Source organism: Belnapia rosea (assembly GCF_900101615.1).
Classification (GTDB): domain Bacteria; phylum Pseudomonadota; class Alphaproteobacteria; order Acetobacterales; family Acetobacteraceae; genus Belnapia; species Belnapia rosea.
The window spans coordinates 702,300-727,643 of record NZ_FMZX01000001.1 but is presented as its reverse complement, the minus strand read 5'-3'; the positions used below and the strand labels follow the sequence as shown (position 1 = coordinate 727,643).

General features: G+C 69.8%; 24 protein-coding genes and 1 tRNA gene. 8 read left to right on the top strand and 17 right to left on the bottom strand.

Going from position 1 to position 25,344, the window contains the following annotated elements; translation table 11 throughout:
- Nucleotides 1-104: 104 nt before the first annotated feature.
- Nucleotides 105-704 carry a TetR/AcrR family transcriptional regulator gene (locus BLR02_RS03480; protein WP_090660479.1) on the top strand — a complete coding sequence of 200 codons (600 nt, stop codon included), beginning with the start codon at nt 105-107 and terminating at the stop codon, nt 702-704.
- On the opposite strand, the gene BLR02_RS03475 is transcribed toward BLR02_RS03480, so the two are convergent.
- From BLR02_RS03475 to BLR02_RS03460, 4 genes are all read right to left on the bottom strand, one after another.
- Nucleotides 701-1,285: an amino acid synthesis family protein gene (locus BLR02_RS03475; RefSeq protein WP_090660476.1), complete on the bottom strand. Its 585-nt coding sequence runs from the start codon at nt 1,283-1,285 to the stop codon at nt 701-703. The genes BLR02_RS03480 and BLR02_RS03475 overlap by 4 nt on opposite strands.
- 4 nt (nt 1,286-1,289) lie before the next feature.
- On the bottom strand, nt 1,290-2,399 hold the full coding sequence (locus tag BLR02_RS03470; RefSeq protein WP_090660473.1) for a radical SAM protein: 1,110 nt from the start codon (nt 2,397-2,399) through the stop codon (nt 1,290-1,292).
- A gap of 94 nt (nt 2,400-2,493) precedes the next feature.
- Nucleotides 2,494-3,498, bottom strand: coding sequence for a lysylphosphatidylglycerol synthase domain-containing protein (locus BLR02_RS03465; RefSeq protein WP_090660471.1), 1,005 nt, complete (start codon nt 3,496-3,498; stop codon nt 2,494-2,496).
- Nucleotides 3,495-4,688, bottom strand: coding sequence for an amidohydrolase family protein (locus BLR02_RS03460; protein WP_245704592.1), 1,194 nt, complete (start codon nt 4,686-4,688; stop codon nt 3,495-3,497). Before BLR02_RS03460 ends, BLR02_RS03465 begins: the two co-directional genes overlap by 4 nt.
- Before the next feature lie 88 nt (nt 4,689-4,776).
- Here BLR02_RS03460 and BLR02_RS03455 point away from each other — a divergent pair, with 88 nt between their 5' ends.
- The 5 genes from BLR02_RS03455 (at nt 4,777) to BLR02_RS03435 (ending at nt 11,183) form a co-directional block, all read left to right on the top strand.
- The gene (locus BLR02_RS03455; protein ID WP_090660465.1) at nt 4,777-5,202 is read left to right on the top strand and encodes a MarR family winged helix-turn-helix transcriptional regulator; all 426 of its coding nucleotides are present in this window, start codon (nt 4,777-4,779) and stop codon (nt 5,200-5,202) included.
- Nucleotides 5,203-5,273: 71 nt separating this feature from the next.
- A complete protein-coding gene (locus BLR02_RS03450) occupies nt 5,274-6,146 on the top strand; it encodes an FAD binding domain-containing protein (protein WP_090660463.1) in 873 nt (290 codons plus the stop codon).
- Entirely contained in the window at nt 6,143-8,851 is a 2,709-nt protein-coding gene (locus tag BLR02_RS03445; RefSeq protein WP_090660460.1) for a molybdopterin-dependent oxidoreductase, read from the top strand. The genes BLR02_RS03450 and BLR02_RS03445 overlap by 4 nt, the downstream gene beginning before the upstream one ends.
- The gene (locus BLR02_RS03440; RefSeq protein ID WP_090660457.1) at nt 8,848-10,332 is read left to right on the top strand and encodes a 6-hydroxynicotinate reductase; all 1,485 of its coding nucleotides are present in this window, start codon (nt 8,848-8,850) and stop codon (nt 10,330-10,332) included. The genes BLR02_RS03445 and BLR02_RS03440 overlap by 4 nt, the downstream gene beginning before the upstream one ends.
- Nucleotides 10,317-11,183, top strand: coding sequence for a UPF0280 family protein (locus BLR02_RS03435; RefSeq protein ID WP_090566907.1), 867 nt, complete (start codon nt 10,317-10,319; stop codon nt 11,181-11,183). The genes BLR02_RS03440 and BLR02_RS03435 overlap by 16 nt, the downstream gene beginning before the upstream one ends.
- Here BLR02_RS03435 and BLR02_RS03430 read toward each other — a convergent pair.
- The 10 genes from BLR02_RS03430 to BLR02_RS03390 form a co-directional block, all read right to left on the bottom strand.
- Nucleotides 11,158-11,859 carry an ABC transporter ATP-binding protein gene (locus tag BLR02_RS03430; protein WP_090661535.1) on the bottom strand — a complete coding sequence of 234 codons (702 nt, stop codon included), beginning with the start codon at nt 11,857-11,859 and terminating at the stop codon, nt 11,158-11,160. The two genes, BLR02_RS03435 and BLR02_RS03430, sit on opposite strands and share 26 nt — an antisense overlap.
- Entirely contained in the window at nt 11,859-12,617 is a 759-nt protein-coding gene (locus BLR02_RS03425) for an ABC transporter ATP-binding protein (protein ID WP_090566914.1), read from the bottom strand. The genes BLR02_RS03430 and BLR02_RS03425 overlap by 1 nt, the downstream gene beginning before the upstream one ends.
- A complete protein-coding gene (locus BLR02_RS03420; protein WP_456303791.1) occupies nt 12,604-14,391 on the bottom strand; it encodes an ABC transporter permease in 1,788 nt (595 codons plus the stop codon). Before BLR02_RS03420 ends, BLR02_RS03425 begins: the two co-directional genes overlap by 14 nt.
- Nucleotides 14,392-14,462: 71 nt before the next feature.
- A complete protein-coding gene (locus tag BLR02_RS03415; RefSeq protein ID WP_456303790.1) occupies nt 14,463-15,632 on the bottom strand; it encodes an ABC transporter substrate-binding protein in 1,170 nt (389 codons plus the stop codon).
- Nucleotides 15,633-15,864: 232 nt separating this feature from the next.
- The gene (locus tag BLR02_RS29270; protein ID WP_176849356.1) at nt 15,865-16,038 is read right to left on the bottom strand and encodes a hypothetical protein; all 174 of its coding nucleotides are present in this window, start codon (nt 16,036-16,038) and stop codon (nt 15,865-15,867) included.
- 102 nt (nt 16,039-16,140) lie between these two features.
- Complete coding sequence (locus tag BLR02_RS03410) at nt 16,141-17,286, bottom strand: acyl-CoA dehydrogenase family protein (RefSeq protein WP_090566922.1); 1,146 nt, start codon at nt 17,284-17,286, stop codon at nt 16,141-16,143.
- A gap of 6 nt (nt 17,287-17,292) precedes the next feature.
- Nucleotides 17,293-18,495 carry an acyl-CoA dehydrogenase family protein gene (locus BLR02_RS03405; protein ID WP_090566925.1) on the bottom strand — a complete coding sequence of 401 codons (1,203 nt, stop codon included), beginning with the start codon at nt 18,493-18,495 and terminating at the stop codon, nt 17,293-17,295.
- Nucleotides 18,496-18,519: 24 nt separating this feature from the next.
- Nucleotides 18,520-20,607: a 3-hydroxyacyl-CoA dehydrogenase NAD-binding domain-containing protein gene (locus tag BLR02_RS03400; protein ID WP_245704591.1), complete on the bottom strand. Its 2,088-nt coding sequence runs from the start codon at nt 20,605-20,607 to the stop codon at nt 18,520-18,522.
- Between the two features lie 71 nt (nt 20,608-20,678).
- Entirely contained in the window at nt 20,679-21,191 is a 513-nt protein-coding gene (locus BLR02_RS03395) for a chromate transporter (protein WP_090660446.1), read from the bottom strand.
- Nucleotides 21,192-21,210: 19 nt separating this feature from the next.
- The gene (locus BLR02_RS03390) at nt 21,211-21,768 is read right to left on the bottom strand and encodes a chromate transporter (RefSeq protein ID WP_090660443.1); all 558 of its coding nucleotides are present in this window, start codon (nt 21,766-21,768) and stop codon (nt 21,211-21,213) included.
- Between the two features lie 170 nt (nt 21,769-21,938).
- Between BLR02_RS03390 and BLR02_RS03385 the strand changes: the two genes are divergently transcribed.
- Entirely contained in the window at nt 21,939-22,334 is a 396-nt protein-coding gene (locus tag BLR02_RS03385; RefSeq protein ID WP_143018031.1) for a hypothetical protein, read from the top strand.
- A gap of 68 nt (nt 22,335-22,402) precedes the next feature.
- Nucleotides 22,403-23,365: a Bug family tripartite tricarboxylate transporter substrate binding protein gene (locus BLR02_RS03380; RefSeq protein ID WP_090660437.1), complete on the top strand. Its 963-nt coding sequence runs from the start codon at nt 22,403-22,405 to the stop codon at nt 23,363-23,365.
- 74 nt (nt 23,366-23,439) lie between these two features.
- Here the strand turns inward: BLR02_RS03380 and BLR02_RS03375 are convergent, their stop codons facing one another.
- The 3 genes from BLR02_RS03375 to BLR02_RS03365 all read right to left on the bottom strand — a co-directional run bounded on the left by BLR02_RS03375 (nt 23,440) and on the right by BLR02_RS03365 (nt 25,336).
- Nucleotides 23,440-24,588 carry a benzoate/H(+) symporter BenE family transporter gene (locus tag BLR02_RS03375; protein ID WP_090660433.1) on the bottom strand — a complete coding sequence of 383 codons (1,149 nt, stop codon included), beginning with the start codon at nt 24,586-24,588 and terminating at the stop codon, nt 23,440-23,442.
- Nucleotides 24,589-24,687: 99 nt separating this feature from the next.
- Nucleotides 24,688-25,134 (bottom strand): hypothetical protein, encoded by a 447-nt coding sequence (locus tag BLR02_RS03370; protein WP_090566942.1) that lies wholly within the window; start codon nt 25,132-25,134, stop codon nt 24,688-24,690.
- 126 nt (nt 25,135-25,260) lie between these two features.
- Nucleotides 25,261-25,336: transfer RNA gene (locus tag BLR02_RS03365), tRNA-Lys, on the bottom strand.
- Nucleotides 25,337-25,344: the final 8 nt, after the last annotated feature.

The following is a 25,344-nucleotide window of genomic DNA, read 5'->3' as shown; positions in this document are numbered from 1 at the left end:
GGGTTATGGTCCCCGCTGCTAAACGAACATATGTTCGTTTATCGATTGACCGCAAGAGGTTTCGCATCCCAGCCTGATGCGAAGGGAGAGAGACGTCCACACGCATGGCACGCATCACGAGGTCGAACGGCGAGCGCACCGCGGCCGCCATCCGGCAGGCGGCGCTGCGGCTGATTCACCAGCAGGGCTTCGCCGCCATGAATCTGCGCGAGCTTGCGGCGGCGGTCGGCATCAGCCCGGCCTCGCTCTACAACCACATGACGACGAAGCAGAGCCTGCTCTTCGACCTGATGCTGGAGCATATGACGGCGCTGCTGGAGCAGACCGATGCGGCGCTGGCGGCGGCCGGGCCGGAGCCCCTTGCCCGGCTCGAAGCCTTCATCGCGCACCACGTGCTCTACCACCTGGAGCGGAAGCGCGAGGTCTACATCGCCAATTTCGAATTGCGCGCCCTCGATCCGCCCAATGCCGCGCGGATCATCACCATGCGCCATGACTACGAGGCGCGGCTGATTGGCCTGCTGGAAGAGGGCGCGGCAGCAGGGTTGCTGAACCTCGGGGATGCGCGGATCAGCGCCTATGCCATGTTGGCGATGCTGACCGGCGTCTGCACCTGGTACCGCGCCGATGGCCGGCTACAGCCCGCCGAGCTGGTGGCGCTGCATACGCGCCTGGCGCTGGAGGGCGTCAGGCGGAAGGGTTAGCGCAGGCCGTCCGTGCCAACGACCTCGGCCGTCGTCAGGCCGCCGATGCGTGGCAGTGGCCGGCCGCCATCCGTCAGGGCGAGGCAGAGCAGGATCTCGCGGGCCCGCGGCGCATCCGGCACCCGCGCCTCGATGGCGTCGAAATGGCTGCGGACGAAGGCGGCATCCTTGTGGCCGAGCGGCACGTCGATCGGCGTGCCGGGCCCACCCGCCTTCTTGGCCGAGGGGATCAGCGCCGGGCCCCGGCCCAGCGCCGCCCGCACCGGCGCGCCCATCTTCGGGTGGAGCAGGGCGGCGGCATGTTCCAACTCGCCCGCCTCGCCCACGATCGCGGCCTTGCCGAAGCTCTCCACCTGCTCGCCGGGGATGCCGAGGGCGGCAATGGCGCGCTCGGCCAGGAGCGCGCCCAGCGCCTCACCCTGGGCGATGAGGTCCGAAAGGTCCTCCTGGTACCGGCCAGCGAAGGGGTTCTCGATGACGGCGCAGGCGACGGCGCGGCGGATCGGCCGCGGCAGATCCCGCCCCATCTCGCGCCGCGTCTCGTCCAGCAGCACCACGAGCTTCCGGATCACCGTCGCCATCGCCTCAGGCCCTTCCCGCCAGTTTCGTCAGACGCGCGCCATGGCCGATGACGGCGCCGAGCGAGCCGAGATTGCGCCGGTCCGCCAGAGCCGCCACGGCCGCGAAGGGCCGCCCCTCCTTCAGCCGCGCGAAGGAGTCGCCGATCGAGACCGAGAAGTGCAGCATGATGCTGGCGTCGCGGTAGCAATCGGTGGTGCAGGCCTGGCAGCCGTCGCGCATGACCTTGTCCGGCGTGAAGTCCCAGACGGAGGACAGCGGCTCCTTCCAGTCCTCGCAGCGCCAGAGGTCGTAATTCCAGTCCAGGTAGAAATACTTGTAGCCGGCATGGCAGATGAAGCGCTCGCCCTGGCCGGTCAGGCGGCGGCGCATATCGGCGATGGCCGCGCGCGGATTGTGGACGGGGATCACCGCCCGGGCCTTCTCCACCCCATCGAAGGCCGCCAGCAGCTCGGCCGAGGACATGTCGACCAGTTCGCTATTCTCGGAATAGACGAGGGAGGAGGAGCCGAGCGCCGCCTTCCGCGGATAGGAGAAGGTGACGGCGGCGAAGCCGAGCTCCTTCAGGAAGCGGCCGAGCGCCTCGTAATCCTTCACCAGCCGGGTCATGGCGACGCTGGCGATCGGCGTCACCCCCTTGGCGGCGAGGCGGGTATTGGCCTCCCTGATCCGGGTGCAGACGCCCTTCAGCCCGCGATTCTCCTCGTGGAGATGCGCATGCTCGCTGTCGATAGAGACGAAGAGGGTGGTGATGCCGGTTGAGGCCAGGTCATCCACCTTGGGCGGCAGCAGCCAGCCATTGGTGACGAGGGTGGGCTGCGTGCCCTGGGCCGTTGCCTCCCGCGCCATCTCGATGATCTTCGGGTGCAGCAGCGGCTCGCCGCCCATGAAGGTCACGAAACGGACATTGGCCTGCTCGCGCAGCCGCGTCAGGGCGGCCGGGAATTTCTCGGCGTCCAGCCAGCTCCGGTGTTTCACAAAACCCTTGTTATGCGCGAAATTGCAGAAATCGCAGGTCGCGTTGCACATGTTGGTCACGGAGACATTGCAGATCGCCGGTCCGCCCTGCGGCACCAGCCGCAGCAGGTCGATCACGCCAGATGTCTTGCTTGCCATCAGCTGTCCCCCGGCCTGAAGCGGCCCGCGCAGTGTCCAGAACACGCGAGCCGGTCCGGCCTGTTGTCAGTCGCGGAATCCCGCTCCGAGGCCATCAGGCCCCTCCGCGATCCGGTCCAGCGGAGCGCATAGACCCGCTTTCGGCCCGCTGCCAAGCGATAAGGCCGGGCAGGCTGAGGCAGACCTCCCGCGTCCGTCGCACCAGGGCCACGGCCAGCGCCGCCGCTGGCGGCACGCCGACCAGCGCCGCGGCGCCGATGATGGCCCCCTCCTGCACCGCCAGCGCCCCCGGCAGCATGAAGCCGACATTCCGGAGCGCCTGGGCCAGGCTCTCGATCACCAGCGCATCGGCGAGCGAGATGGGATGGCCGAGCAGCCAGAGCACGCCCGCGATCTCGATCGCCCCGAGCAGCCAGGAGATGGTGTGCCAGAGCGTCGCCACCGCCAGCCGGGGCCAGTCGGCATGGAGCTGGAGGATGGCCTCCTGAAGCTCCCGGATCCAGGCCGGGTCGATGGCCGGCCAGCGCCTCGCCAGCCGGGCCAGCAGCCGCTCGAGCAGGGTCAGCGGCAGGCGGCGCTGGAACAGCACCATGGCCGCAGCCCCGGCGAGGGCGATGCCGAAGCCCGCCAGGGCGAAGCCGAGCAGGCCCGGCCCATCGCCGACGCCAAGCAGCAGCGCCACCCCGGCCAGGGTGAAGAAAAGCTGCGACACGGCCTCGAGCGTCAGGTCCACGGTCGCGGTCGCGCCCGCCATCCGCCCGGGCACCCCTCGCCTCGCCAGCAGCCGGGCCGCAGCCGCCTGGCCGACCAGGGCCCCGGCCGGCACCAGCGCATTGGCCGATTCGCGGTACCAGCGCAGCAGCGCCATGGCGGCGAAGGGCGGCCGGAGCCCGGGCGGCAGCAGGGCCCGCCAGGCGGCCGCGGTCAGCAGGATCTGCGGGATATGGACGGCGGCCGAGATGCCGACTGCGGCCGGCAGCTCCGCCAATATGGCCCCGAGCCCCGGCAGCTCCCCGGCATTGAGGGCCATGACCGCCCCCAAGGCCAGGATGCCGAAGACCAGCCCGTTGCGGACACCCTGCCGCCAGCCGGGGATCAATGCCCGAGCATCTCGGGGACGCGCTCGGCCGGTGGCGTGTTGCGGCTGCGGCCGCAGCGCATGGCGCCGTCGATCATCACGCCACCGATCCCCGGAATATCGCCCAGTTCGATGCTGTGCAGCAGGTCCCGTCCGGCGGTGTGCTGGGCGCGGTCGAGGAAGACGAGATCCGCGGCGCGGCCCGTCTCGATCATCCCGGCATCGAGGTTGCGGATGCGGGCCGTGTTGCCGGTCGCCATGGCGAAAGCCTGCTCCGCCTTGATCCCGCCGAGCGAGGAAAGCAACGAGATCATCCGCAGGATGCCGAGCGGCTGCACGCCGGAGCCGGCCGGGCTGTCCGTGCCGAGGATAACGCGATGGAGCTGCCCGAGGTCCCGCGCAGCCTGCACGGCGGCAATGGCGACACGCTCGTTGCCATTATGCACAAGTTCGATCGCCCGGCTGCTGCGCTCGCAGAGCTCGCAGACATGCGCCTCGGGCAGGCTGGTATGGCCGCCATTGATATGGCCAATGATATCCGCATCCGCCTCCAGCACCGTGTCCTTGTCGATCAGCCCGCTGCCGGGGATGGAGGGGCCGCCGGTATGGATGGTGCTCTGGATGCCGTGCTTGCGGGCCCAGGCGACCATTTCCCGCGCCTCGTAGCCGGCCTTCACCGAGCCGAGCCCGACCTCGCCCAGCAGCGTGACGCCGGCGGCGGCGAGCTCGGCGAAGTCGCTCTCGACCATGCCCTTCTCCAGCACCGGCGCACCGGCCAGCACCTTCACCCCGGCGGGGCGGGCGTTGAAGAAGGCGCGCTGCGCGGTGATGGCCAGCGCCTTCAACCCGACGATGTCCTTCGGCCGGCCGGGCAGATGCACCTCGCCGGCCGAGATCATGGTGGTGACGCCACCATGGAGGTTGCTCTCGACCCAACCCATCTGGTTCTGCCGCGGAGTCCAGTCACCGATCACCGGGTGGACATGGCTGTCGACCAGGCCCGGTGCGACGGCGCAGCCATGCGCGTCGATGACGAAATCAGCGGGACCGCGCGCGGCCAGTTCGGCGGCGCGGCCGACGGCCAGGATCCTGCCGTCCTCGATCAGGATGGCATCGGCCTCGAGGATCGGGTTGGCGAGGTCGCCCGAGAGCAGCAGGCCGATATTGCGCACCAGGGTGCGGCCCCGCGCCGGACCCGAAGCCTGTTCCACGGCCATCGCCTGATCCCCCACCAACTGCGCCCAGTCTAGCCCTCGGCGTTTCGTAAGCCTAGAAACGAAATGCCAGGCGGAGGAGCGGATGGAGGAGCCGGAGGACTACGTGCTGGAGGATCAGGTCGGCCACCTGCTGCGCCGGGCCTATCAGCGGCACCTCGCGTTGTTCCAGGGGATCATGGGGGAGGATGGGCCGACCTCCATGCAATTCGCCGCCCTGCACATGCTGTGGCGGCGTGGGCCGCTGTCGCAGAACCTCCTGGGCCGGCTGCTGGCCATGGACCCGCCAACGGTGAAGGGCGTCGTCGCCCGCCTCATGGCGCGCGGCCTGGTGGTGCGCGAGCGGGACCCGTCGGATGCCCGGATGCTGCTGGTCGCGCTGACGCCTGTGGCGCTCGCGGCCCTGCCGGGCTGGGTGGAGAAGGCCAAGGCGGTCAGCGCGGCCACCCTCGCGCCGCTGCCGCGCGATGAGGCGGCGCGGCTCTCCGCCATCCTCCGCCGCATGGGTTAGCCGCATATTTCCGTTGTGAGGCCGAGGAGAGGCTGGCAAAGTCGTTAGCCGAACAACAATCCGGCAGGCAGATGGCGGCCTATCGCAGACCCGAATCCCTGGCAGAGGCCCTGGCCCTGCTGGCCGAGGCCCCTGCCCCGCCCCTGCTGCTCGCCGGAGGGACGGATCTCTACCCGGCCCGCGCCGCGGCTGAGGCCTGGGGACGGATGGAGTCCCGGCCCGTGCTCGACCTGTCCGCCATCCGCGAGACGGCCGGGATGAGCGACGCAGGGGACCATACCCGCATTGGCGCCCGGGTGACCTGGGCCGCGCTGCGCGAGGCGCCCTTGCCGCCCTGGTTTGATGCCCTCCGCTCCGCCGCCACCCGGGTGGGCGGGGCCCAGGTGCAGAACCGGGCCACCCTGGTCGGCAATCTCTGCAATGCCTCGCCGGCGGCGGATGGGGTGCCGCCGCTGCTGGCGCTCGACGCAGCAATCGAACTGGCGAGCAGGCGTGGCACGCGGCGCCTGCCACTCGGCGAATTCCTGGCCGGCAACAGGAGGACGGCGCTGGCGCCGGACGAGATCGCCACCGCCGTGCTGGTGCCCCATGCGGCGCCTGGAGCGCGGGCGGGCTTCGAGAAGCTGGGTGCGCGGAGCTATCTCGTCATCTCCATCGTCATGGCGGCGGCAGTGATCGAACTCGCCGAGGGCCGCATCGCGCGGGCAAGGATTTCGGTCGGTGCCTGCTCACCGGTGGCGCTGCGGCTCGCCGGGTTGGAGACGGAACTGCGCGGCATGACGGTGGCGGAGGCGCCGGCGGTGCTCCGCGCCGATCACCTCGCTGCGCTGAGCCCGATCGACGATGTCCGCGCCACGGCCTCCTATCGCCGCCAGGCGGCGCAGGTGCTGCTGCGCCGCCTGCTGACCCGCCTCGCCGCCCCTGCCATCCGGGAAGCCGCATGAACGCCCCGCCGCCGCGCCTCCCCAAGCTCACGGTCAATGGTTGCGACCATGCCGTCGCCGCGCCGCCCGATGCGCGGCTGAGCACCGTGCTGCGCGACCGGCTCGGCCTCACCGGCACCAAGCTGGGCTGCGATGCCGGGGATTGCGGCGCCTGCACCGTGCTTGTCGATGGTGCCCAGGCCTGCGCCTGCCTCGTCCCCCTCGCCCAGGCCGAGGGCGTGGCGGTGCTGACGGTCGAGGGGCTTGCTGCCCTGCCCATGGGGATGGCGCTGCAATCCGCTTTCCAGGCGCTGGGCGCGGCGCAGTGTGGCTATTGCACCCCGGGCATGCTGATGGCGGCGATGGCGCTGCTGCAGGCGGTGCCGCGGCCGGATGAGGCGCAGGTCATGGCTGCGCTCGGGGGCGTGCTCTGCCGCTGCACCGGCTACCGCAAGATCATCGAGGCGGTGATGGCGGCGCATCGCTTCCTGGAGGCGCCGGCCGCGGTGCCGCCGGCAGCCGGAGCGGCGGTCGGCAGCCGCATGGCGCGGGCCGATGGCTGGCCCAAGCTGGACGGGACGGAGCGCTATGGCGCCGATAGCGCGCCGGCCGATGCGCTCTGGCTCCGCCCGATCCGCAGCCCGCATGCGCGGGCGCGCTTCACCCTGGGCGACATGGCGCCGCTGGTGGCGCGGCATCCGGGCCTCCACCGCGTGCTCACCGCCGCCGATGTCCCAGGCCGCAACGGCTATGGCATCTATCCCGACATCAAGGACCAGCCGGTCTTCGCCGAGGGGCTGGTGCGGTATCGCGGCGACATGGTCTGCGCCCTGGTCGGGGAGCGGGAGGCGCTGGACGCCATCCGCACGGACGAACTCCCGCTGACCTGGGAGGTGCTGCCGCCGCTTGCCGATCCGCTCGCCGCCCTGGCCGAGGGTGCCCCACCCTTGCATCAACGCTGGCTGGACAATGTGCTGACCACCGGCCGTGTGGTGCAGGGCGACGCCGCCGCGGCGCTCGCCGCCAGCGCGCATGTCGCCGAGGGCGCATGGCAGACCAGCTTCGTCGAACATGCCTATATCGAGCCGGAGGCCGGCTGGGCGCAGCGCATCGGTGACCGCATCGAGGTGCATGCCTCCACCCAGGCGCCCTACATGGACCTCGAGGAGGTCGCGGGCGTGCTCGGCCTGCCGCATGAGTCGGTGCGGATCGTCCCGACTGCCTGCGGCGGCGGCTTCGGCGGCAAGCTGGATGTGGCGGTGCAGCCGATGCTCGCCATCGCCGCCTGGCTGCTGCGCCGCCCGGTCCGTGCCACCTGGTCGCGCGCCGAGAGCATGGCGAGCAGCACCAAGCGGCACCCGGCCCGCATCACCGCCCGCGCCGGCTGCGATGCCGAGGGGCGGCTGACGGCACTGGAATTCGAGGGCATCTACGATACCGGCGCCTATGCCAGCTGGGGGCCGACCGTGGCCGGACGGGTGCCGGCGCATTCGACCGGCCCCTATCGCGTGCCGCATGTCCGCAGCCGGGCGCGGGCGGTGCTGACCAACCACCCGCCCTCCGGCGCCTTCCGTGGCTTCGGCGTGCCCCAGGCCGCCATCGCGCAGGAGGCGTTGTGGGACAGGCTGGCGGATGCGGCCGGGATCGACCGGCTGGAATTCCGCCACATCAACGCACTCCGCGCCGGCGACAGCACCGCCACCGGTCAGGTCATCACCCATTCCGCCGGCCTCGCCGCCTGCCTCGAGGCGCTTCGGCCCCGCTGGACGGCGCTGCGGGCGGAGGCGGCCACGGCGAATGCCGGGGGCGGCCCGCTGCGCCACGGCGTCGGCATCGCCTGCATGTGGTACGGCATCGGCAATACCGGCATGTCCAACCCCTCCACCATGCGGGTCACGCTGGAGCCGGGTGGGCGCCCTACCTTCCACAATGGCGCGGTCGATATCGGCCAGGGCAGCACGACGGTGTTGCTGCAGATCGCCGCCGATGCGCTCGGCCTTCCGGCCAATGCCTTCGCCCTGGTGCTGGGCGATACCGACCTGACGGCCGATGCCGGCAAGACCAGCGCCTCGCGCCAGACCTTCGTCAGCGGAAGGGCGGCGATGGAGGCGGGGCTGGCGCTGCGCGACGCCATCCTGCTCAGGGCCAATGCGGGGCCGGAGGCGCGGCTGGCGCTGGCGGATGGCGTGCTGATGGTCGATGGCCGGCCGCTCCATCTCGACACGCCGCTCGAGGGCACCGGCCGCTTCGACCCGCCGACCACGCCGCTCGATGCCAATGGCCAGGGCGTGCCCTATGCCACCTACGGCTTCGCCGCCCAGATCGCGGCGCTCGCGGTGGATACCGAACTCGGCATCGTCCACCTCCAGCGGATCGTCGCCGCGCATGATGTCGGCCGTGCCATCAACCCGCTGCTGGTCGAGGGGCAGATCGAGGGCGGGATCGCCCAGGGCATCGGCCTGGCGCTGATGGAGGAATACCTTCCCGGCCGCACCGAGAACCTGCATGACTACCTGATCCCGACCATCGGCGATGTGCCGGTGATCGAGACGATCCTGATCGAGGACCCGGAGCCCCTGGGCCCCTATGGCGCCAAAGGGATCGGCGAGCCGGCGCTGGTGCCGACGGCGCCCGCCATCTTCTCCGCCATCCGGGATGCGACGGGGGCCGAGATCACCCGCGTGCCTGCCCTGCCCCATCGCATCCTGGAGGCCCTGCCGCGATGAGCACCGACCGCACCGCCCTCTTCGGCGCGCGCGAGGGGAATGAGGGGATCGTCCGCTGCGATGCCTGCCCCGTGCTCTGCCGTATCCGCCCGGGCCGCTCCGGCGCCTGCAGCCGCTATGCCAACCAAGACGGTGCCCTGATCCGCACCGACCCGCTGGTGCTGATGCAACGGACGGTGGAGACGGGCGGCGAGACGGTGCCCTTCCTCGAAGGCTCCGAGGATTGGGCTGGCGGGCTGGCGCCGCGCGAGGAGATCTTCGTCTCGGCGATCGGCGCCGGCACCACCTATCCGGACTACAAGCCGGCACCTTTCATCGTTGGCTCGCGCCATGCCGGCGTCGATACCGTCACCGTCGTCACCGAGGGCATCTTCAGCTATTGCGGCCTCAAGGTGAAGATCGACACCGACCGCCATCTCGGCCCGGAGACGGCTGCGGTGCGCGTCGATGGCGAGCAGATCGGCCATGTCACCACCGCCGAGTATGGCAGCCAGATGCTCAGCCTCGGCGGCGTGCGGCATCTGACGGGCGGCTCCAAGCGCGAGGGCAACGTCACCTGCGCCGCCATGCTCACGCTCTGCAACAAGGGTGCGGTCGAGGTCTCGATCGATGGCGGGGCGAAGCTCGTGCTGCAGGCGGGCCAGGCGCCGATCGTCGACGGCGTGCCGGAGCGGCGCATGCGCGTCGGCTGCGGCAGCGCCGCCATCGGCATCTTCGCCCAGCAATGGCATGGGCATGTGGATGAGGTGATCGTCGTCGATGACCACATCACCGGCGTGCTGTCGGAACACCAGGCCGGCAAATGCCTCGACGTGCCGCCGAGTGGCATCCGCGTGCGCGGCCGGCGCTCCACGCCCGGGCGTTATTTCCAGGTGGCGCATCCCGGCAACGGCTGGGGCGGGACGGATATCAAGGACCCGCTCGCCGTCATCGAGAGCATCGACCCGAAGACCGCCTGGCCCGGCCTCCGCCTGCTGTTAACGAGCACCACGGGCGAGGACCACCTCTATGTCGAGCTGGACGAGGCGCTGCGGCCCGTGCCGGTGCCGATCCCGTCCGCGGTGCTGAAGACCGTCGAGCGGATCGGTGAGAATTGCGAACCGGCGATGACCTCGGTGCTGTTCATGGCAGGCGCCGGCGGCTCGCTCCGGGCGGGCGTCACCGAGAACCCGGTGCTGCTGACGCGGGAGGTGCAGAGATCCCTCGTCCGCGTCACCATCGGGGGCGCGCCCTGCACGCTCTGGCCAGGGGGCGGCATCACGGTCATGGCCGATGTGCTGCGGGTGCCGGATGGCGCCTTCGGCTATGTCCCGACACCGGCCCTGGTGGCGCCCATCGAATTCACCCTCCGTGCCGATCTCTATGCGCGTCTCGGTGGGCATGTGGACCACGCGGTGCCGCTCGAGCAGCTCCTCGCCGACCATGGCGATGCCGCGCGGCAGGAAGCCTGGATGGAGGTCAATCCTTGGCCGGCGCCCTAGCCGCTATCCTGCCCGATGGCAGGCTGCATCTGCAGGACGGCCCGATCGATCTGGTGATCGGGCTGGAGGGCACGCGCGCCGCCATCGGCGAGGCTGCCTCCCGCGCCAATGCCGCCTTTCAGGGCCTGCTGGCCGGGCTGGTGGCGGAGCTGCCGCTGCTGCGGGCGCCGCTCGGCCCCGACCGCCTGGTCATGCACGGGCCGGTGGCACGCCGCATGGCGGCGGCGGTCTGGCCATTCCGCGCCGACTTCATCACCCCAATGGCCGCCGTGGCAGGTGCCGTGGCGGAGGAGGTGCTGGCGGCCCTCGCGAAGACAACCGGCCTGACCACCGCCTATGTCAACAATGGCGGCGACATCGCCCTGTTCCTGGCCCCTGGCGCCATGCTGCGCGTCGGCGTGGTGCCGCATCTGGCGCAGGCGGCGCCGGAGGCGCTGATCCGCATCGGCGCGATGGATCCGGTGCGCGGCATCGCCACCAGCGGCTGGCCGGGCCGCAGCTTCTCCCTCGGCATCGCCGATGCGGTGACGGTGCTGGCGCGCAGCGCGGCCGAGGCGGATGCCGCGGCGACCGTCATCGCCAATGCTGTCGATGCCGAGCACCCTGCGATCCGCCGTGCCCCGGCCTCCTCCCTCGACCCCGACAGCGATCTCGGCGACCGCCTCGTCACCACGGGCGTCGACCCCCTGCCCGCGGAGGTGGCGGAGGCCGCGCTCGATGCCGGTGAGGCACGGGCGGAGGCGCTGCTCTCGGCGGGGCTGATCGAGGCCGCGGCCCTGGTCCTCGGGGATGCCGTCCGCGTGGTCGGCTCCGCCGGGCTGCTGGCTATACCGACAGATACTGTTCCCTGACCTCATCGGCCGCGAGCAGTTCCGGGATGCTGCCGCTCCAGCGGATGCGGCCCTTCTCGATGATGGTCGCGCGGTCGCTGACCACCTGGGCGAAATGCAGGTTCTGCTCCGAGAGGAGGATGGACAGCCCTTCCGCCTTCAGCGCCCGGATGGCCTCCGCCATGCGCTCGATGATGACCGGTGCCAGCCCCTCGCTCGGCTCGTCGAGCAGGATGAGCCGCGGATTGCCCATCAGGGTGCGGGCGATGGTCAGCATCTGCTGCTCGCCGCCGCTCATCCGCCCACCCGGCCGGTCCTGCATGGCACCGAGGCTCGGGAAGAGGCCGAAGAGGCGCTCCGGTGTCCAGGGGCGCAGGCCCGCGGCGGCCGGGCGGCGGCCGACCTCGAGATTCTCGATAACGGATAACTCGCTGAAGATACGGCGTTCCTCCGGCACATAGCCGAGGCCGCGGCGGGCGATCTCGAAAGGCTCCTGCCCGGCGATCTCGGCGCCCTGGAACCGCACGCTGCCAGCGGCCGGGGGGACGAGGCCCATGATCGCCTTCATTGTGGTCGACTTGCCAGCGCCATTGCGCCCGAGCAGCACCACCACCTCGCCTGCCCCGACATCGAGGGTAACGCCGTCGAGGATATGCGCACGGCCGTAATAGGCTGAGACGCCGGAGACCTGCAGCATCAATGCGCCCCCGTCACCGCGCCGGAGCCAAGATAGACCTCCCGCACCTTGGGGTCGGCGCGGACGACCGCCGGCTCACCTTCGGCGATCAGCCGGCCACGATCCAGCACCAGGATGCGGTCGGCATGGCTGAAGACGACGTCCATGTCATGTTCGGTGAAGAGGACGGCGATGCCGCTCTCCCGCGCGATATCGGCGGTCAGCGCCATGAGCGAGACACGCTCCTGCGGTGCCATGCCGGCGGTCGGCTCATCCATCAGCAGCAGCTTGGGCTCATTGGCGAGGGCGATGGCGAGTTCGACCCGCTTCAGGTCGCCATAGGCAAGGATGCCGCAGGGGCGTGCCGCCTGGTCGGCCATGCCGAGCCGGTCGAGCAGGGCGCGGGCGGGTGCCGCATCCATCCGCGCCACGGGCCGCCAGAGCTGGCCCAGCCGACGGTGATGCGAGAGCAGCGCCATCTGCACATTCTCCAGCACCGTCATGGAGCCGAAGGTCGCGGTGATCTGGAAGGTGCGCCCGACGCCAAGCCGCCAGACCTGGCGCGGCGCGATGCCGGTGATGTCCCGGCCCATGAGCCGCACCCGCCCGGCATCCGGTCGGAGCTGCCCGTTCAGCATGTTGAAGCAGGTGGACTTGCCGGCGCCGTTGGGGCCGATCAGGGCCAGCATCTCGCCCGGCTCGACTGCGAAGGTGACGCCCTGCACGGCGCGGACGCCGCCGAAGCTCTTCGTCAGCCCCTCGACCTCAAGCGTCGCCATGGCGGGCCTCCCACCGTGCCCGGGCTGCTCCGGCGAGGCCTTGCGGGAAGAACAGCACCAGCAGCACGATGATGCAGCCGAGGATGAGCCGCCAGAGATCCGTCAGTCGGACGAGCTGCTCCTGCAGCCCGGTGAAGGCCAGCGCCCCGATGATCGGGCCGGAGAGCGTCTGCACCCCGCCCAGCAACACCATCAGCAGCGCATCGACGCTGCGCGGGATACCCATATAGGTCGGGAAGACGCTGCCCTTGCCATAGGCGAAGAGGCCGCCCGCGATGCCCGCCGCCGCCGCAGCCAGGGCGAAGCCGAGCCAGCGGATGCGGAAGGCATCGATACCGATCGCCTCGGCGCGCAGCGTGCTGTCGCGCTGGGCCCGCAGCGCATAGCCGAAGGGGGCATGCACCACGCGGCGCAGGAACAGCGTCGCACCGAGGCAGAGGGCCAAGGCGAGGTAGTAGTAGACCAGCTTCGGCGCCGCCCAGGCATCAGGCCAGACGCCCAGGATGCCGTTGTCGCCGCCCGTCACCTCGACCCATTGGAAGGCGACCGACCAGGCGATCTGGGCGAAGGCCAGGGTCAGCATCGCTGCATAGACGCCGGAGAGCCGCACGCAGAAATAGCCGAAGACAAGGCCGAAGATGCCTGCCATCAGGGGCGCCAGCGCCAGCCCGGCAAGCATCGGCGCGCCGAGCCACTGCGCTGCCAGGGCGGCCCCATAGGCGCCGAGGCCGAAATAGGCGGCATGCCCGAAGCTCGCCATGCCGCCAGGCCCCATGATGAGATGGAGGCTTGCGGCGAAGAGCACGAAGATGGCGAGTTCCGTCAGCACCGAGACCGCGTAGTCGCCGAGGAAGGGGGGCAGCACGACCGCCACGGCGAGGGCCGCCAGCGCCAGCCAGCGCAGCGCCGGCGGCGCGGGGCCGATGACCGGCTCCGCACTTCCCTGCCCGCCCCGGGCTGCCGCCTCGGGCTTGCCGAGCAGACCGTGCGGCCGCACCACCAGCACCAGCGCCATCACCAGGAAGACCAGCACCAGGGTGATCTTCGGCACGATGAGGATGCCGAAGGCATGCAGCTCGCCGATCAGCAGGGCCGCCAGCGCCGCCCCGGAGAGGCTGCCGAGCCCGCCTACCACCACGACCACGAAGGCTTCGGTGATGATGGAAAGGTCCATATGGAGGTTGACGCTTTCCCGCGGCAGCTGCAGCGCGCCGCCGAGCCCGGCGAGCAGGCTGCCGAGGAAGAAGACCGAGGTGAAGAGCATGCGCTGGTTCACGCCGAGCGCGCCCACCATCTCCCGGTCCTGCGTCGCCGCACGCACCAGCGTGCCCCAGCGCGTGCGGTGGAAGAGCAGCCAGAGCAGGGCCAGTACCACCGGCCCGACGCCGATCAGGAACAACTCATAGAGCGGGAAGCGGAGGCCGACGATCTCGACGCTGCCGCGCAGGCCGGGCGCGCGCGGGCCGAGCAGGTCCTGCGCGCCCCAGGTCATCAGGGCGAGATCCTGCACGATCAGCACCACGCCGAAGGTGGCGAGCAGCTGGAAAAGCTCCGGCGCGCGGTAGATGCGCCGCAGCAGCAGCACCTCCACCAGCAGCCCGATCAGCCCGACCAGCAGCGCCGCGCCGATCACCCCGCCCCAGAAGCCGAGATGGCCGCGCGGCAGGGTGGTCACCAGCGTCCAGGCCAGGTAGGCGCCCAGCATGTAGAGCGAGCCATGGGCGAAATTGACAACCCGGCTGACGCCGAAGATGACAGTGAGACCGGACGCCACCAGGAACAACGAGGAAGCGCTCGCCAGGCCGCTCAGGGCCTGGAGGACCAGATTCTCCAAGGCTGCCTACGTCAGGCCTGGGGCCGCAGCGTCCGGACCACGTCATCCGATGGCAGGTAGTCCTTCCCATCGGCGTAGCGCCAATCCGCCATGCTGCCCTTGCCGTTCTTCAGCACGGTGCGCCCGACGAAGGCCCCCATGGTGGACTGGTGGTCGATGGCGCGGAATTCCACCGGCCCGAGCACGGACTGGAATTTGAGCCCGGACATGGCCTCGACCAGCGCCTCGGTCTCGAGGGTGGGGGTCTTCCGCAGCAAGGCCGCGATTGCCATCACCGTATCGTAGCCGACAACGCTGCCGAGCCGCGGATAATCGTTCCACCGCCGGCGATACGCCTCCCGGAAAGGCGTGTGGGAGGGCGTGTCGATCTGCTCCCAGGGATAGCCGGTAACGATCCAGTCCTCGGGTGCCTCGTCGCCGAGCGGGTCGAGATATTCCGGCTCGCCGGTCAGCAGGGAAACGACGCGGCGGCGCTCGAACAGGCCGCGTGTGCTGCCCTGGCGGACGAAATTGGTGAGATCAGCACCGAAGGTGACGTTGAAGATCGCCTCCGGGTTGGCCGCGGCGAGGGCCTGCACGGTGGCGCCGGCATCGATGCGGCCAAGGGCCGGGAATTGCTCAGCGACGAATTCAACATCGGGCTTGGCGCGGCTCAGCAACTCCTTGAACCAGCGGACGGCGGATTGGCCGTACTCGTAGTTCGGCGCGACCGTGGCCCAGCGCTTGGCCGGCAGCTTCGCTGCCTCCTCCACCAGCATGGCGGATTGCATGTAGGTGCTGGCACGGAGGCGGAAGGTGTACTTGTTGCCGCGGCTCCAGACGAGCGCATCGGTCAGCGGCTCGCTGGCGACGAAAAGCCTTTTGTTCTGGTTGGCGAAATCAGCGAGCGCGAGGCCGACATTGGAGAGGAAGCCGCCGGCCAGGAGCGAGACCTTTTCGGCATTCACCAATTCCCCGGCGAGCCGGACCGCATCCTCGGGACGGCCCGCATCGTCGCGGAAGACCGTCTCGAGCCGGCGGCCATTGATGCCGCCTGCGGCGTTCACCTGCTCCTGCGCAAGGAGCCAGGCATTGCGGTAGGGCTGCAGGAAGGCGGGCTGGGCGGTGTAGCTGTTGATCTCGCCAATGCGGATGGCCTCGCCCTGCGCTCGGGCCAGGCCCGGCGCCGCCAATGCCGCCACGCCGGCTCCCGCCAGAATCTGGCGGCGCCCCATTGCCCGTCCCACCATGCTGCCCCCGGTCTCGCTGCAACTGCGAAGGCGATATGGAACCGCAATATCCATTATCGTGCAAACGAATTGCGAGGCCCAATCGCCCTACTCGACCTCCACATAGCGCAGATAGGGCTTCTTCGCCTCCCATCCTTGAGGGGAAGAGCGCCTTCGCCGGCACGTCGAAGTCGGTTGGTGAGATTCAGGCTGTCGATGAGGCGCGGCACTCGCCGAGATTCCGTTCCCTGCGCGGCAGGCGGACAAGGAAGAGGCGGACCTTCTGCAGGTCGATGACGAAGACGGTGATGGAGGGATCCGCCCGGAGGTGCACCATGCTATTGAGGCCAGCCATGGTCCGCTCGGGGTCGGCGATCATCGGGAACCCACCCCTTTATGACGGGCGGGTGCGCGGCATGGCGCACCCGCACCGGGCAAGCTTGCCCGTCCCGTGAGCTTTCACCGAACGGGCACTGACTTGTCAGGCGGCGGCGACGAGGCCGCCGGTCTCGGCCAGGTAGCGGACATAATGGTCGGCATCGCCGAACATGCTGTCATTCACCGTCAGCCGCTTGAAGTAGTGGCCGCAGGCATACTCGATGGTCATGGCAATGCCGCCATGCAGCTGGATGCTTTGCTGGCCGACGAAGCGGGCCGAGCGACCGATCTGTACCTTCACCGAGGCCATGGCCTTGCGGCGCTCCAACGGATTCCGCTCGGCGGCCGACATGGCGGCGAAGTAGGACATGGAGCGGGATTGCTCGAGCGCGACCAGCATATCCGCGGCGCGATGCTGCAGCGCCTGGAAGCTGCCGATCGGGCGGCCGAATTGCTGCCGCGTCTTCATGTAGTCGATCGTCATGTCATGCGCGGCCTGCATGGCGCCGACCGCCTCGCCGGCCAGCGCGGCAATGCTTTCGTCCACCACCTGGTCGACCAGCGGCAGGCCGTCCTCCGGATTGCCCAGCACGGCGAGCGCCCGGACATTGGAGAGCTCGATCTCCGCCGCCCGCTGCCCGTCCACCGTGCGATAGCCGCGACGCTGCACGCCCGGATCCTTGGCATCGACGAGGAAGACGCCGATGCCTTTCAGGTCGCGCTGACCGCCGGCCACGCGTGCGGTGACGATCAGGCGGTCGGCGCTGTCGCCATGCACCACATAGCCTTTACGGCCATTGATGACCCAGCTGCTGCCATCCTTCTTCGCCGTCGTGGTCACGTCGAACAGATCGTAGCGCGACTGGCGCTCCACCTGGGCGAAGGCCAGCAGCATCTCGCCCGCGGCAACCTGCGGCACGAGTTCGTTCCGCAGCTCCTGCGAGGCACCGTGGCGGAGGAAGCCGCCGCCGATGACGACGGTGCTCAGCCAGGGTTCGAGCGTGATGAAGCGGCCGATCTGCTCGGCGACCAGCAGCGTCTCCACCGGGCCGCCGCCGAAGCCGCCCTCATCCTCACCGAAGGGCAAGCCGAGCAGGCCGAGCTCGGCGAACTGCGCCCAGATCTCGCGGCTCCAGCCGTCGGGCGACTTCATGTAGCCCTTGCGCTGCTCGAAGCCGTATTTGTCACCGAGCAGCCGCGCCACGCTGTCCTGCAGCAGGCGCTGTTCTTCCGTCAGGTCGAAATCCATGTTCCCTCAGAGCCCCAGAAAGGCTTTGGCCATGATGTTGCGCTGGATCTCGTTCGACCCGCCATAGATGCTCTGCTTGCGCCAGTTGAAGTAGACGCCGGCGAGGCCGAAGGCCCAGTCGGGCGCGACATCCACGTCGTTGCTCCCGTCCTCCTCGTCCGGGTCGCCATCGGCCCAGGCATAGGGGCCGGCTGCCTTCATCAGCAGCTCGGAGCACATCTGCTGGATCTCGGTGCCCTTGATCTTGAGGACCGAGGTCGCCGGGTCCGGCTTCTTGTCCTTGCGCTTGGACTCGGTGGCGATGACGCGCATGACGGTCATCTCGAGCGCCTTCAGCTCGACCTCGATCTCCGTCACCTTGCGGCGGAAGTCGGGGTCCTCCATCAGCGGCCGGCCGCCATCCATGCTTTCCTGGGCGATGACCTTCAGCCGGCGGATGCGCTCGCGCGAGGCGCCGACGCGGGCCTGGCCGAAACGCTCATTGCCGAGCAGGAATTTCGCGCAATCCCAGCCGCGGTTCTCCTCGCCGACCAGGTTCTCGGCCGGCACCTTCACGTCGTCGAAGAAGACCTCGTTCACCTCATGCCCGCCCTCGATGGTGATGATCGGGCGGACGGTGATCCCCGGCGTCTTCATGTCGCAGAGCAGGAAGGAGATGCCTTCCTGCTTCTTCGCGTTCGGGTCGGTACGGACGAGGAGGAAGATCCAGTCGGCATGCTGGGCAAGGGTCGTCCAGGTCTTCTGGCCGTTGACGACGTAGTGGTCGCCCTCGCGCACCGCACGGGTCTTGAGGCCGGCGAGGTCGGAGCCGGCGCCGGGCTCGGAGAAGCCCTGGCACCACCAATCATCGAGGTTCAGCATGCGGGGCAGATACTTCTGCTTCTGCTCCTCGGTGCCAAACTCGATGATGACCGGCCCGCACATGTTGATGTTGAAGCCGAGCGGGGACGGTGCCGGGGCCTGCTGCAACTCCTCGCGGAAGATGTAGCGCTGCGCCAGCGTCCAGCCGGGGCCACCAGCCTCCTTCGGCCATTCCGGCGCGGCCCAGCCGCGGGCGTTCAGCTTACGCTGCCAGTCCACCACCTGCTGCTTGGTGGGAGACCTGCCGGCGACCATCCGCTCACGCGTCTCGGCCGGCAATTCCTTGGCGATGAAATCGCGGACCTCCTGGCGGAAGGCGATCTCCTCGTCGGTGAAGCGGAGGTCCATGGCCTCTCTCTCCTTTTTGCTGGTTCAGGCGGCGCGCTTGAGGCTGGCAAAGCTGCCGCCCTCGGCCGCGAGTTTCTCGATCAGGGCGCAGGGCTGCAGGTTCCGGTCGCCGGTCACCTCGGCGTAATGCGCCAGCTTGTCGCGCACCGCCTTCAGGCCCATCCGGTCCGCCCAGAACATCGGCCCGCCGCGGAAGGCGGGCCAGCCGAAGCCGTTCGTGAAGATCACGTCGATATCGATGGGACGGTAGGCGACACCCTCCTCGAGGATGCGCGCGCCCTCGTTCACCATCGGCAGCAGCAGGCGCTCGAGGATCTCCTGATCCTCGATCTTGCGGCGGCGCACCTGCATCTTCTCGGCGGTATCGAGGATGATCTGCTCGACCTCCTTCGAGGGCATGCGCTTGCGGTTCTCGTCGTAGTCGTAATAGCCCTTGGAGGTCTTCTGCCCCAGCCGCCCGGCGGTCACCACGGCATCGGCGATCGGCGCCACAGTGCCGCGCGCCTTGCGTACCGCCGCGCCGATATCGAGGCCGGCGAGGTCGCCCGTCGCCAACGGCCCCATCGCCATGCCGTAGCCTTCCATGACACGGTCGATATCCTGCGGCAGGCAGCCCTCCAGCAGCAGCTTCTCCACCTGTGGGCCACGCTTGCCGGTCATGCGGTTGCCAACGAAGCCGTCGCAATTGCCGACCAGCACGGGCAGCTTGCCGATGCGCTTGCCCACCTCGGTTGCCGTGGCGATGGCCGTGGCGTTGGTGGCGGAGCCGCGCACGTTCTCCAGCAGCCGCATCACATTGGCCGGGCTGAAGAAATGCATCCCGATGACGAGCTCGGGCCGCTTGGTGGCGGAGGCGATCCCGTCGATATCGAGGGTCGAGGTGTTGGAGGCGAGCACCACGCCCGGCCGCGCCGCCTTGTCGAGCCGCGCGAAAACCTCCTTCTTGACCTCCATGTTCTCGAAGACGGCTTCGATGACGAGATCCGCCTCGCCCACGGCCTTTTCGAAGTCGGTGCTGCCGGAGAGCAGGGCGCGGCGCTTCTCGTACTCCGCCTGCGACAGCCGCCCGCTCTTGACGGTCCGCTCCCAATTCGCCTCGCAGCGCTTCAGCCCGCGTTCCAGGGCCTCCTCCGACGTCTCGACGATGGTCACCGGCAGGCCGAAATTCGCCGCCGACATGGCGATGCCGCCGCCCATCGTGCCGCCACCAATGACGACCAGCTTGTTGACGGTCAACGGCTTGGCATCCGCCGGGAGGTCGGGCACGCGCTGCGCCTCGCGCTCACCGAAAAAGATGTGGCGCAACGCCTGGCTCTGCTCGCCGGAAACCAGGCGTTGGAACTGGTCGCGCTCGACCTTCAGCCCCTCCTCGAAGGGCATGGTGAAGGCGGCACGCACCGCCTCGACGCAGCCGAGGGGGCTTTCCTGGCCCCGCGTCCGCGCTGTCAGCGGCTTCACCGCCGCGTCGAAGGCGGCCGCGTCATAGCCGGCGATCTTGTCGTTGCGGTTGCGGGCCAGGGTGAAGCTGCGCCCGGCATTGGCCCGGGCCCATTCGACCGCCCCCTTCTCCAGCGGCCCTTCGACCACGGCGTCGATGAAGCCAAGCTTCACCGCCTGCTCGGCGCTGACCGGCTCGCCGCCCACGATGATCTTCAGCGCGTCGAGGCCGATCAGCCGCGGCAGGCGCTGGGTGCCGCCGGCGCCCGGCACGAAGCCGCGCTTCACCTCGGGCAGGCCGACCTGGGCGCCCGGCGCGGCCACGCGCGCATGGCAGGCCAGCGCCAGCTCCAGGCCACCGCCCAGGGCGTTGCCATGGATGGCCGCGACCACCGGCACCGGTGAGGCCTCGATCGCATCGAACACGTCGGTCAGCGAGGGCGGCACGCGCGGCTTGCCGAATTCGGTCATCTCCGCGCCGGCACTGAAATTACGGCCCGAGCCGATGATGACGACGGCCTTGGCACCCCCCGCCGCTTTCAGCCCGTCGAGGAGGCCGGCCCGTACCTCGGTCCGCAGCGTGTTGACCGGGGCATTGGCGATGCGCAGCACATGCACATCCCCATCGCGGGCGTGCTCGACGTATTGCGACGCTTCGGCCATGACGTTCCTCATTCTTCGGCGTGTGATTGGCCGCGCATCCTGTTGCCCGGCCCCTTCCCCTGTCAACGGGGACAGTTAGCCGGCTAACCGCCTATCGCACCGGCTTGCTGCAACCCGGCATAGAGCAGCGCCACCACCCCCATGACGGCATAGGGGCTTGCCCCGCGGAGCAAGGCGAGGGTGCAGGCGCCGAGCGTCGCCACCTCGAGCCACCCGGCGCCATCGGCCTGCAGCAACGTATAGACGCCGGCGAAGATCAACCCGACCGCGATGGGCGCCAGCCCCCGCTCGATCACCCGCCGCACCGGGCTGTCCCCGCGCCGCCGCCACCAGTGGCCGACCGCCAGAAGCAGGCAGGAGGACGGGCCGTAGAGGCCGACCGCACCGACCAGCGCACCTGCAAACCCTGCTGCCTGCCATCCGACCAGGGCGCAGATCAGGGAGCCTGGACCCGGCGCGGCGCGGGAGATGGCGAAGAGGTCGATGAACTGGCGGTCCGTCATCCAGCCATGCACCTCGACCGCCTGGCGTTGCATCTCGGCGAAGATCGACGGGCCGCCGCCGAGCGAGACCAGCGAGAGCGGGGCAAAAACCATCAACAGGGCAAGAAGCCGCTCACCCACGGGCACGGGACCCGGCCCAGGCCAGCGCGATGCTGGCCGGGATCAGCACGGCCACCACCGGGATCATCGGCCAGCGCAGCAATCCGACTGCAACGAAGGTCGCCCCCGCCATGACCCAGGGCCAGGCGCCCCGCATATGGCGGGCGGTGCGCAGCCCCGTGGTCAGGGAGTTGGCCAGTCCGGCGGCCGCCACTCCGCCCAGCACGACACCGAAGCCCGCCATGCCAAGCCCCCAGCCGTAAAGCAGCGCAAGGCCGAGGATGAAAAGGAACGGTGGCCCCAATATGCCAAGGAAGGCCATCGCGGCCCCGGACAGCCCACGCAGCTGCTGGCCGATATAGAGCGCGAGGTTCACGCTGTTCGGCCCCGGCAGCACCTGGCCCAGCGCGACGCCGGTGAGAAAACCCTCCTCGCTCAGCCAGCGGCGCCGCACCACCACCTCGCGGTGTATCCAGCCGGCGAGGCCGCCGCCGAAACTTGCCATGCCGAGGGCGGCGAAGACCCGAAGTATGTCGAGCAGCCTGGCCTGCGGTGGGTCTGTCTCCGGCACCGCATCCCCCGATGATTGCGCCGGGCCAGTGTTCCGCCGATCCAGGCGCCTGTCGAGGCCGCCTGCCCCAGGATTGCCACGGCAGGGCCACCGGATGGCCGCTTCCGTAACGGTTGATGCAGCCTTTCCGGTCGTCGCGCGTTGCGAGGGCGCATCGGAGGTGGATGGTGATGAAGTTCAGGCCTGGGCTCTTGGTCCTCACGACGCTCCCGCTCGTCGCCTGCGTGCAGGTGGAGCAGACGCCCTATTACGCCACACCGCATTCGAGTACCGCCGCGGGCGCCGTCACCGGCGCGGCCGCGGGTGGCTTGCTCGGGGCGGTGCTCGGACAGGGCGGCGGCGCCATCGTCGGCGGGGCAGCGGCGGGCGCCCTGGTCGGCGGGTTGGTCGGCAATTCGGCGGACCGGCGGGAATCGGCCGCCACCCAGGGCTACTACGCCGAGCCGCAATACCAGCCCCAATACCAGCCGCAGTATCAGCCCCAGTACCAACCCCAATATCAGCCGCAGCCCCAGGCCGACCCCTATGGCCGACCCTATGCGGTACCGCCGGTGGCAGGCTGGTAGCAGCGGCGCTTCCTGCCCGCGGCTTCCATCGGCATGATCATGGGAGAACAAGACGCGGAGGATCGCCCATGCACCGACGCCAGTTGCTGGCGGCCGCCGCGGCCCTGCCAGTCACCGCATGGGCACAACCCGGCTGGCCGAGCCGGCCGATTCGCCTGATCGTCCCGTTTCCGCCCGGCGGCCCCAACGACCTCGTTGCCCGACTCTATGCCCAGCCGCTCTCGGCCATGCTCGGGCAGCCTGTGGTGATCGAGAACCGGCCCGGCGCCGGCGGCGTGCTCGGCGTCGATGCCGTGGCCAAGGCGCCGCCCGATGGGCATACGCTGGTGCTGACCAGCAGCGGCGCCCTCGTCATCATCCCCCATGTGACGGCGACCATGCCCTACCGGGTGCCGCAGGACCTCACCCCGGTCAGCATCGTCACCCTGGTGCCGGAAGCGCTGGTCGCCGCTCCGGGCCTTGGCGTGACCGACCTAGCCGGGTTGCTGGCGCTCGCGCGGCGGCCAGGGACGCGGCTTGCCATCGGCACCGCGGGCGCTGCGGGCATTTCCCATCTCGCCGCGGAGATGCTGCGGCTGCAGACCGGCATGGAACTCACCGTTGTACCCTATCGCGGCGGCGCGCCGGCGGTGACGGACCTCCTGGGCGGGCAGATTCAACTGCTCTTCGCCGACCTGCCTGTCGTGCTGGCGCATCTGCGGAGCGGCGCGCTCCACGCCCTCGCCCTCGCCAGCACCGCCCGCAGCCCTCTCCTCCCCGACCTGCCGACCACCTCGGAAGCCGGACTGCCGGAGATACTGGCAGATAATTGGTACAGCCTGCTCGGCCCCGCCGGCCTGCCAGGCGCGATCGTCGAGCGCCTGTCGGCCGCGCTGAAGGCCGCAAGCGAGATGCCGGCGGTGCGCGACGGGCTGCGCGAGCAGGGCGCCGCCGCCCATTGGACGAGCCCGGACGCATTCGCCGCAACCATCGTCACGGAATCAGCCCGCTGGCGGCGCACCGCCGAGGCGGCGGGAATCCGAATCGATTAGCTTCGATCTGTCGAGCGGCTTCCGGCCCGATGGTCACGCCGGACGGAGGTCGCTCTGGCGAACGGCCCGGCGGATCAGCGAAGCCTGTGCAGCAGCAGCATGGCGCCGCCCGCCAACAAGCCCCAGAAGGCGCCACTGATCCCGAAGATCGAGAGCCCCGATGCCGTGACCACGAAGGTGATGATCGCCGCCTCCCGGTGCGCCGGGGCCGCGACCGCTGCATGCATCGCGTTGCCGAAGGCACCGAGCAGCGCCAGCCCGGCCACCGCCTGGATCAGGACCGGCGGCGCCGCCGCCATGAAGGCGACCGCCGCACCGGCCAGGAGCCCGAAGCCGACATAGACGAGCCCCGCCACCACCGCCGCCCACCACCGGCGCGACGGATCCGGCTCCGCCTCCGGGCTGGCGCAGAGCGCCGCGGTGATGGCGGCGAGATTGACCGCATGTCCACCGAGCGGTGCTCCGGCGAGGGTGAAAAGCCCCGTTACCGCGAAAAGCGGCCCAGCCTCGGGCCGGTAGCCATTGGCCGTCAGTACCGCCATGCCGGGGATGTTCTGCGACGCCATGGTGACGATGAAGAGCGGGAGGGCGATGCCGATCGCCGAGGCCCAGGTGAAGCGTGGAGCGATCCAGACCGGTACCGGCCCGGCCGCGGCAAGGATGCCCGGCGGCAAATCGACGGTCGCTGCGATGACCGCGCCCGCCACCGCCAGCGCCGCGGGCACCGCCAGCAACCGGTTGAACCGGCCGACCAAGGCCCAGGCCAGGATGATGGCGAGGCCCGCCCAGGGCGCCTCGGCGATGACCCGCACGGGTGCCAGGCAGAGGCCCAGCAGCACCCCGGCCAGCATCGCGCTGGCGAGCGGCGCCGGGATCGACGCCACCGCCCGGCCGAAGGGCCGCCACAGCCCCGCCAGTACCAGCAGCGCGCCGCTGATCAGGAAGGCACCGACCGCGACGGGGAAGCCGCCTTCCGGCGTGGCGGAGGCCGCCAGCAATGCCGCTCCCGGCGTCGACCAGGCCACGCTGATGGGCATGCGCCGCCACAGGCTCAGGACGATGCCACAAAGCCCCATGGCCATGGAAAGGGCCATCAGGCCGGAGGCGGCCTCGGCCGGGCCGGCACCCATGGTGCTCAGCCCTTGCAGGACCACGGCGAAGGAGGAGGCGAAACCGACGAAGCCGGCGAGCAACCCGGCCGCAAGGGCCGGCAGCGAGGGCATGCAGGATTTCCAGGCAGTGCAGTGAGATCAGCGATAAAGCACGCTGTCCTGCCCGAAGCCAGAGCACCCCCCAGCATCAGGCGGGGGCGGCGGCGCGCATCAGGCGCCGCGCTTCGCCCTTTGGTCGGTCATTTGCTGCGGGGCACCGCCTGCGCCCTGGGGCTTCACGGTGCGGCTGAGGTCGCCGAGCGCCTTCGCCAGCATGGCAGCCCCCACGGGCGGCACGAAGATCGAGGTCGTCGCCGCTGCGGCATGCCGGAACTGCAGAAGGATTCGGCCATCCTCGGTGGCGCTCGCCATGCAGCCGGTGGTGTCGAGCGGTGGGCGGTCGGTCGAGATGATGGCCTTGCGCAGCGCATTGCCCTGCACGATGCGCTGCCGATGTGCATCATCCGCAGCGCTTCGCAGGTTCAACAGCAATGCCTCGGCAGTCTCCAGCGGGATGGATAACGAAAGCGGGCCTTCCGCCGTATCGAGAATGATCCGGACCCCGTTGGGATCAACACCCACCTCGTCCGAGACGTTGATGACTTGGTGGTGATTCATTGTTGTGTCCCGGACTATTGGCCGCCGCGTCGAGCCGTACAGAATGCACGTCCGCCCGCGCTCCGATCCAGCATTAAAGTAGGATCAGCCGTCCAGGTTTTGCATGGCACGTTTGGGGGGCCGCCCTGGTGAGCCGGGTGGGATTCGAACCCACGGCCACGAGATTAAAAGTCCCGTGCTCTACCAGCTGAGCTACCGGCTCACAGGCAC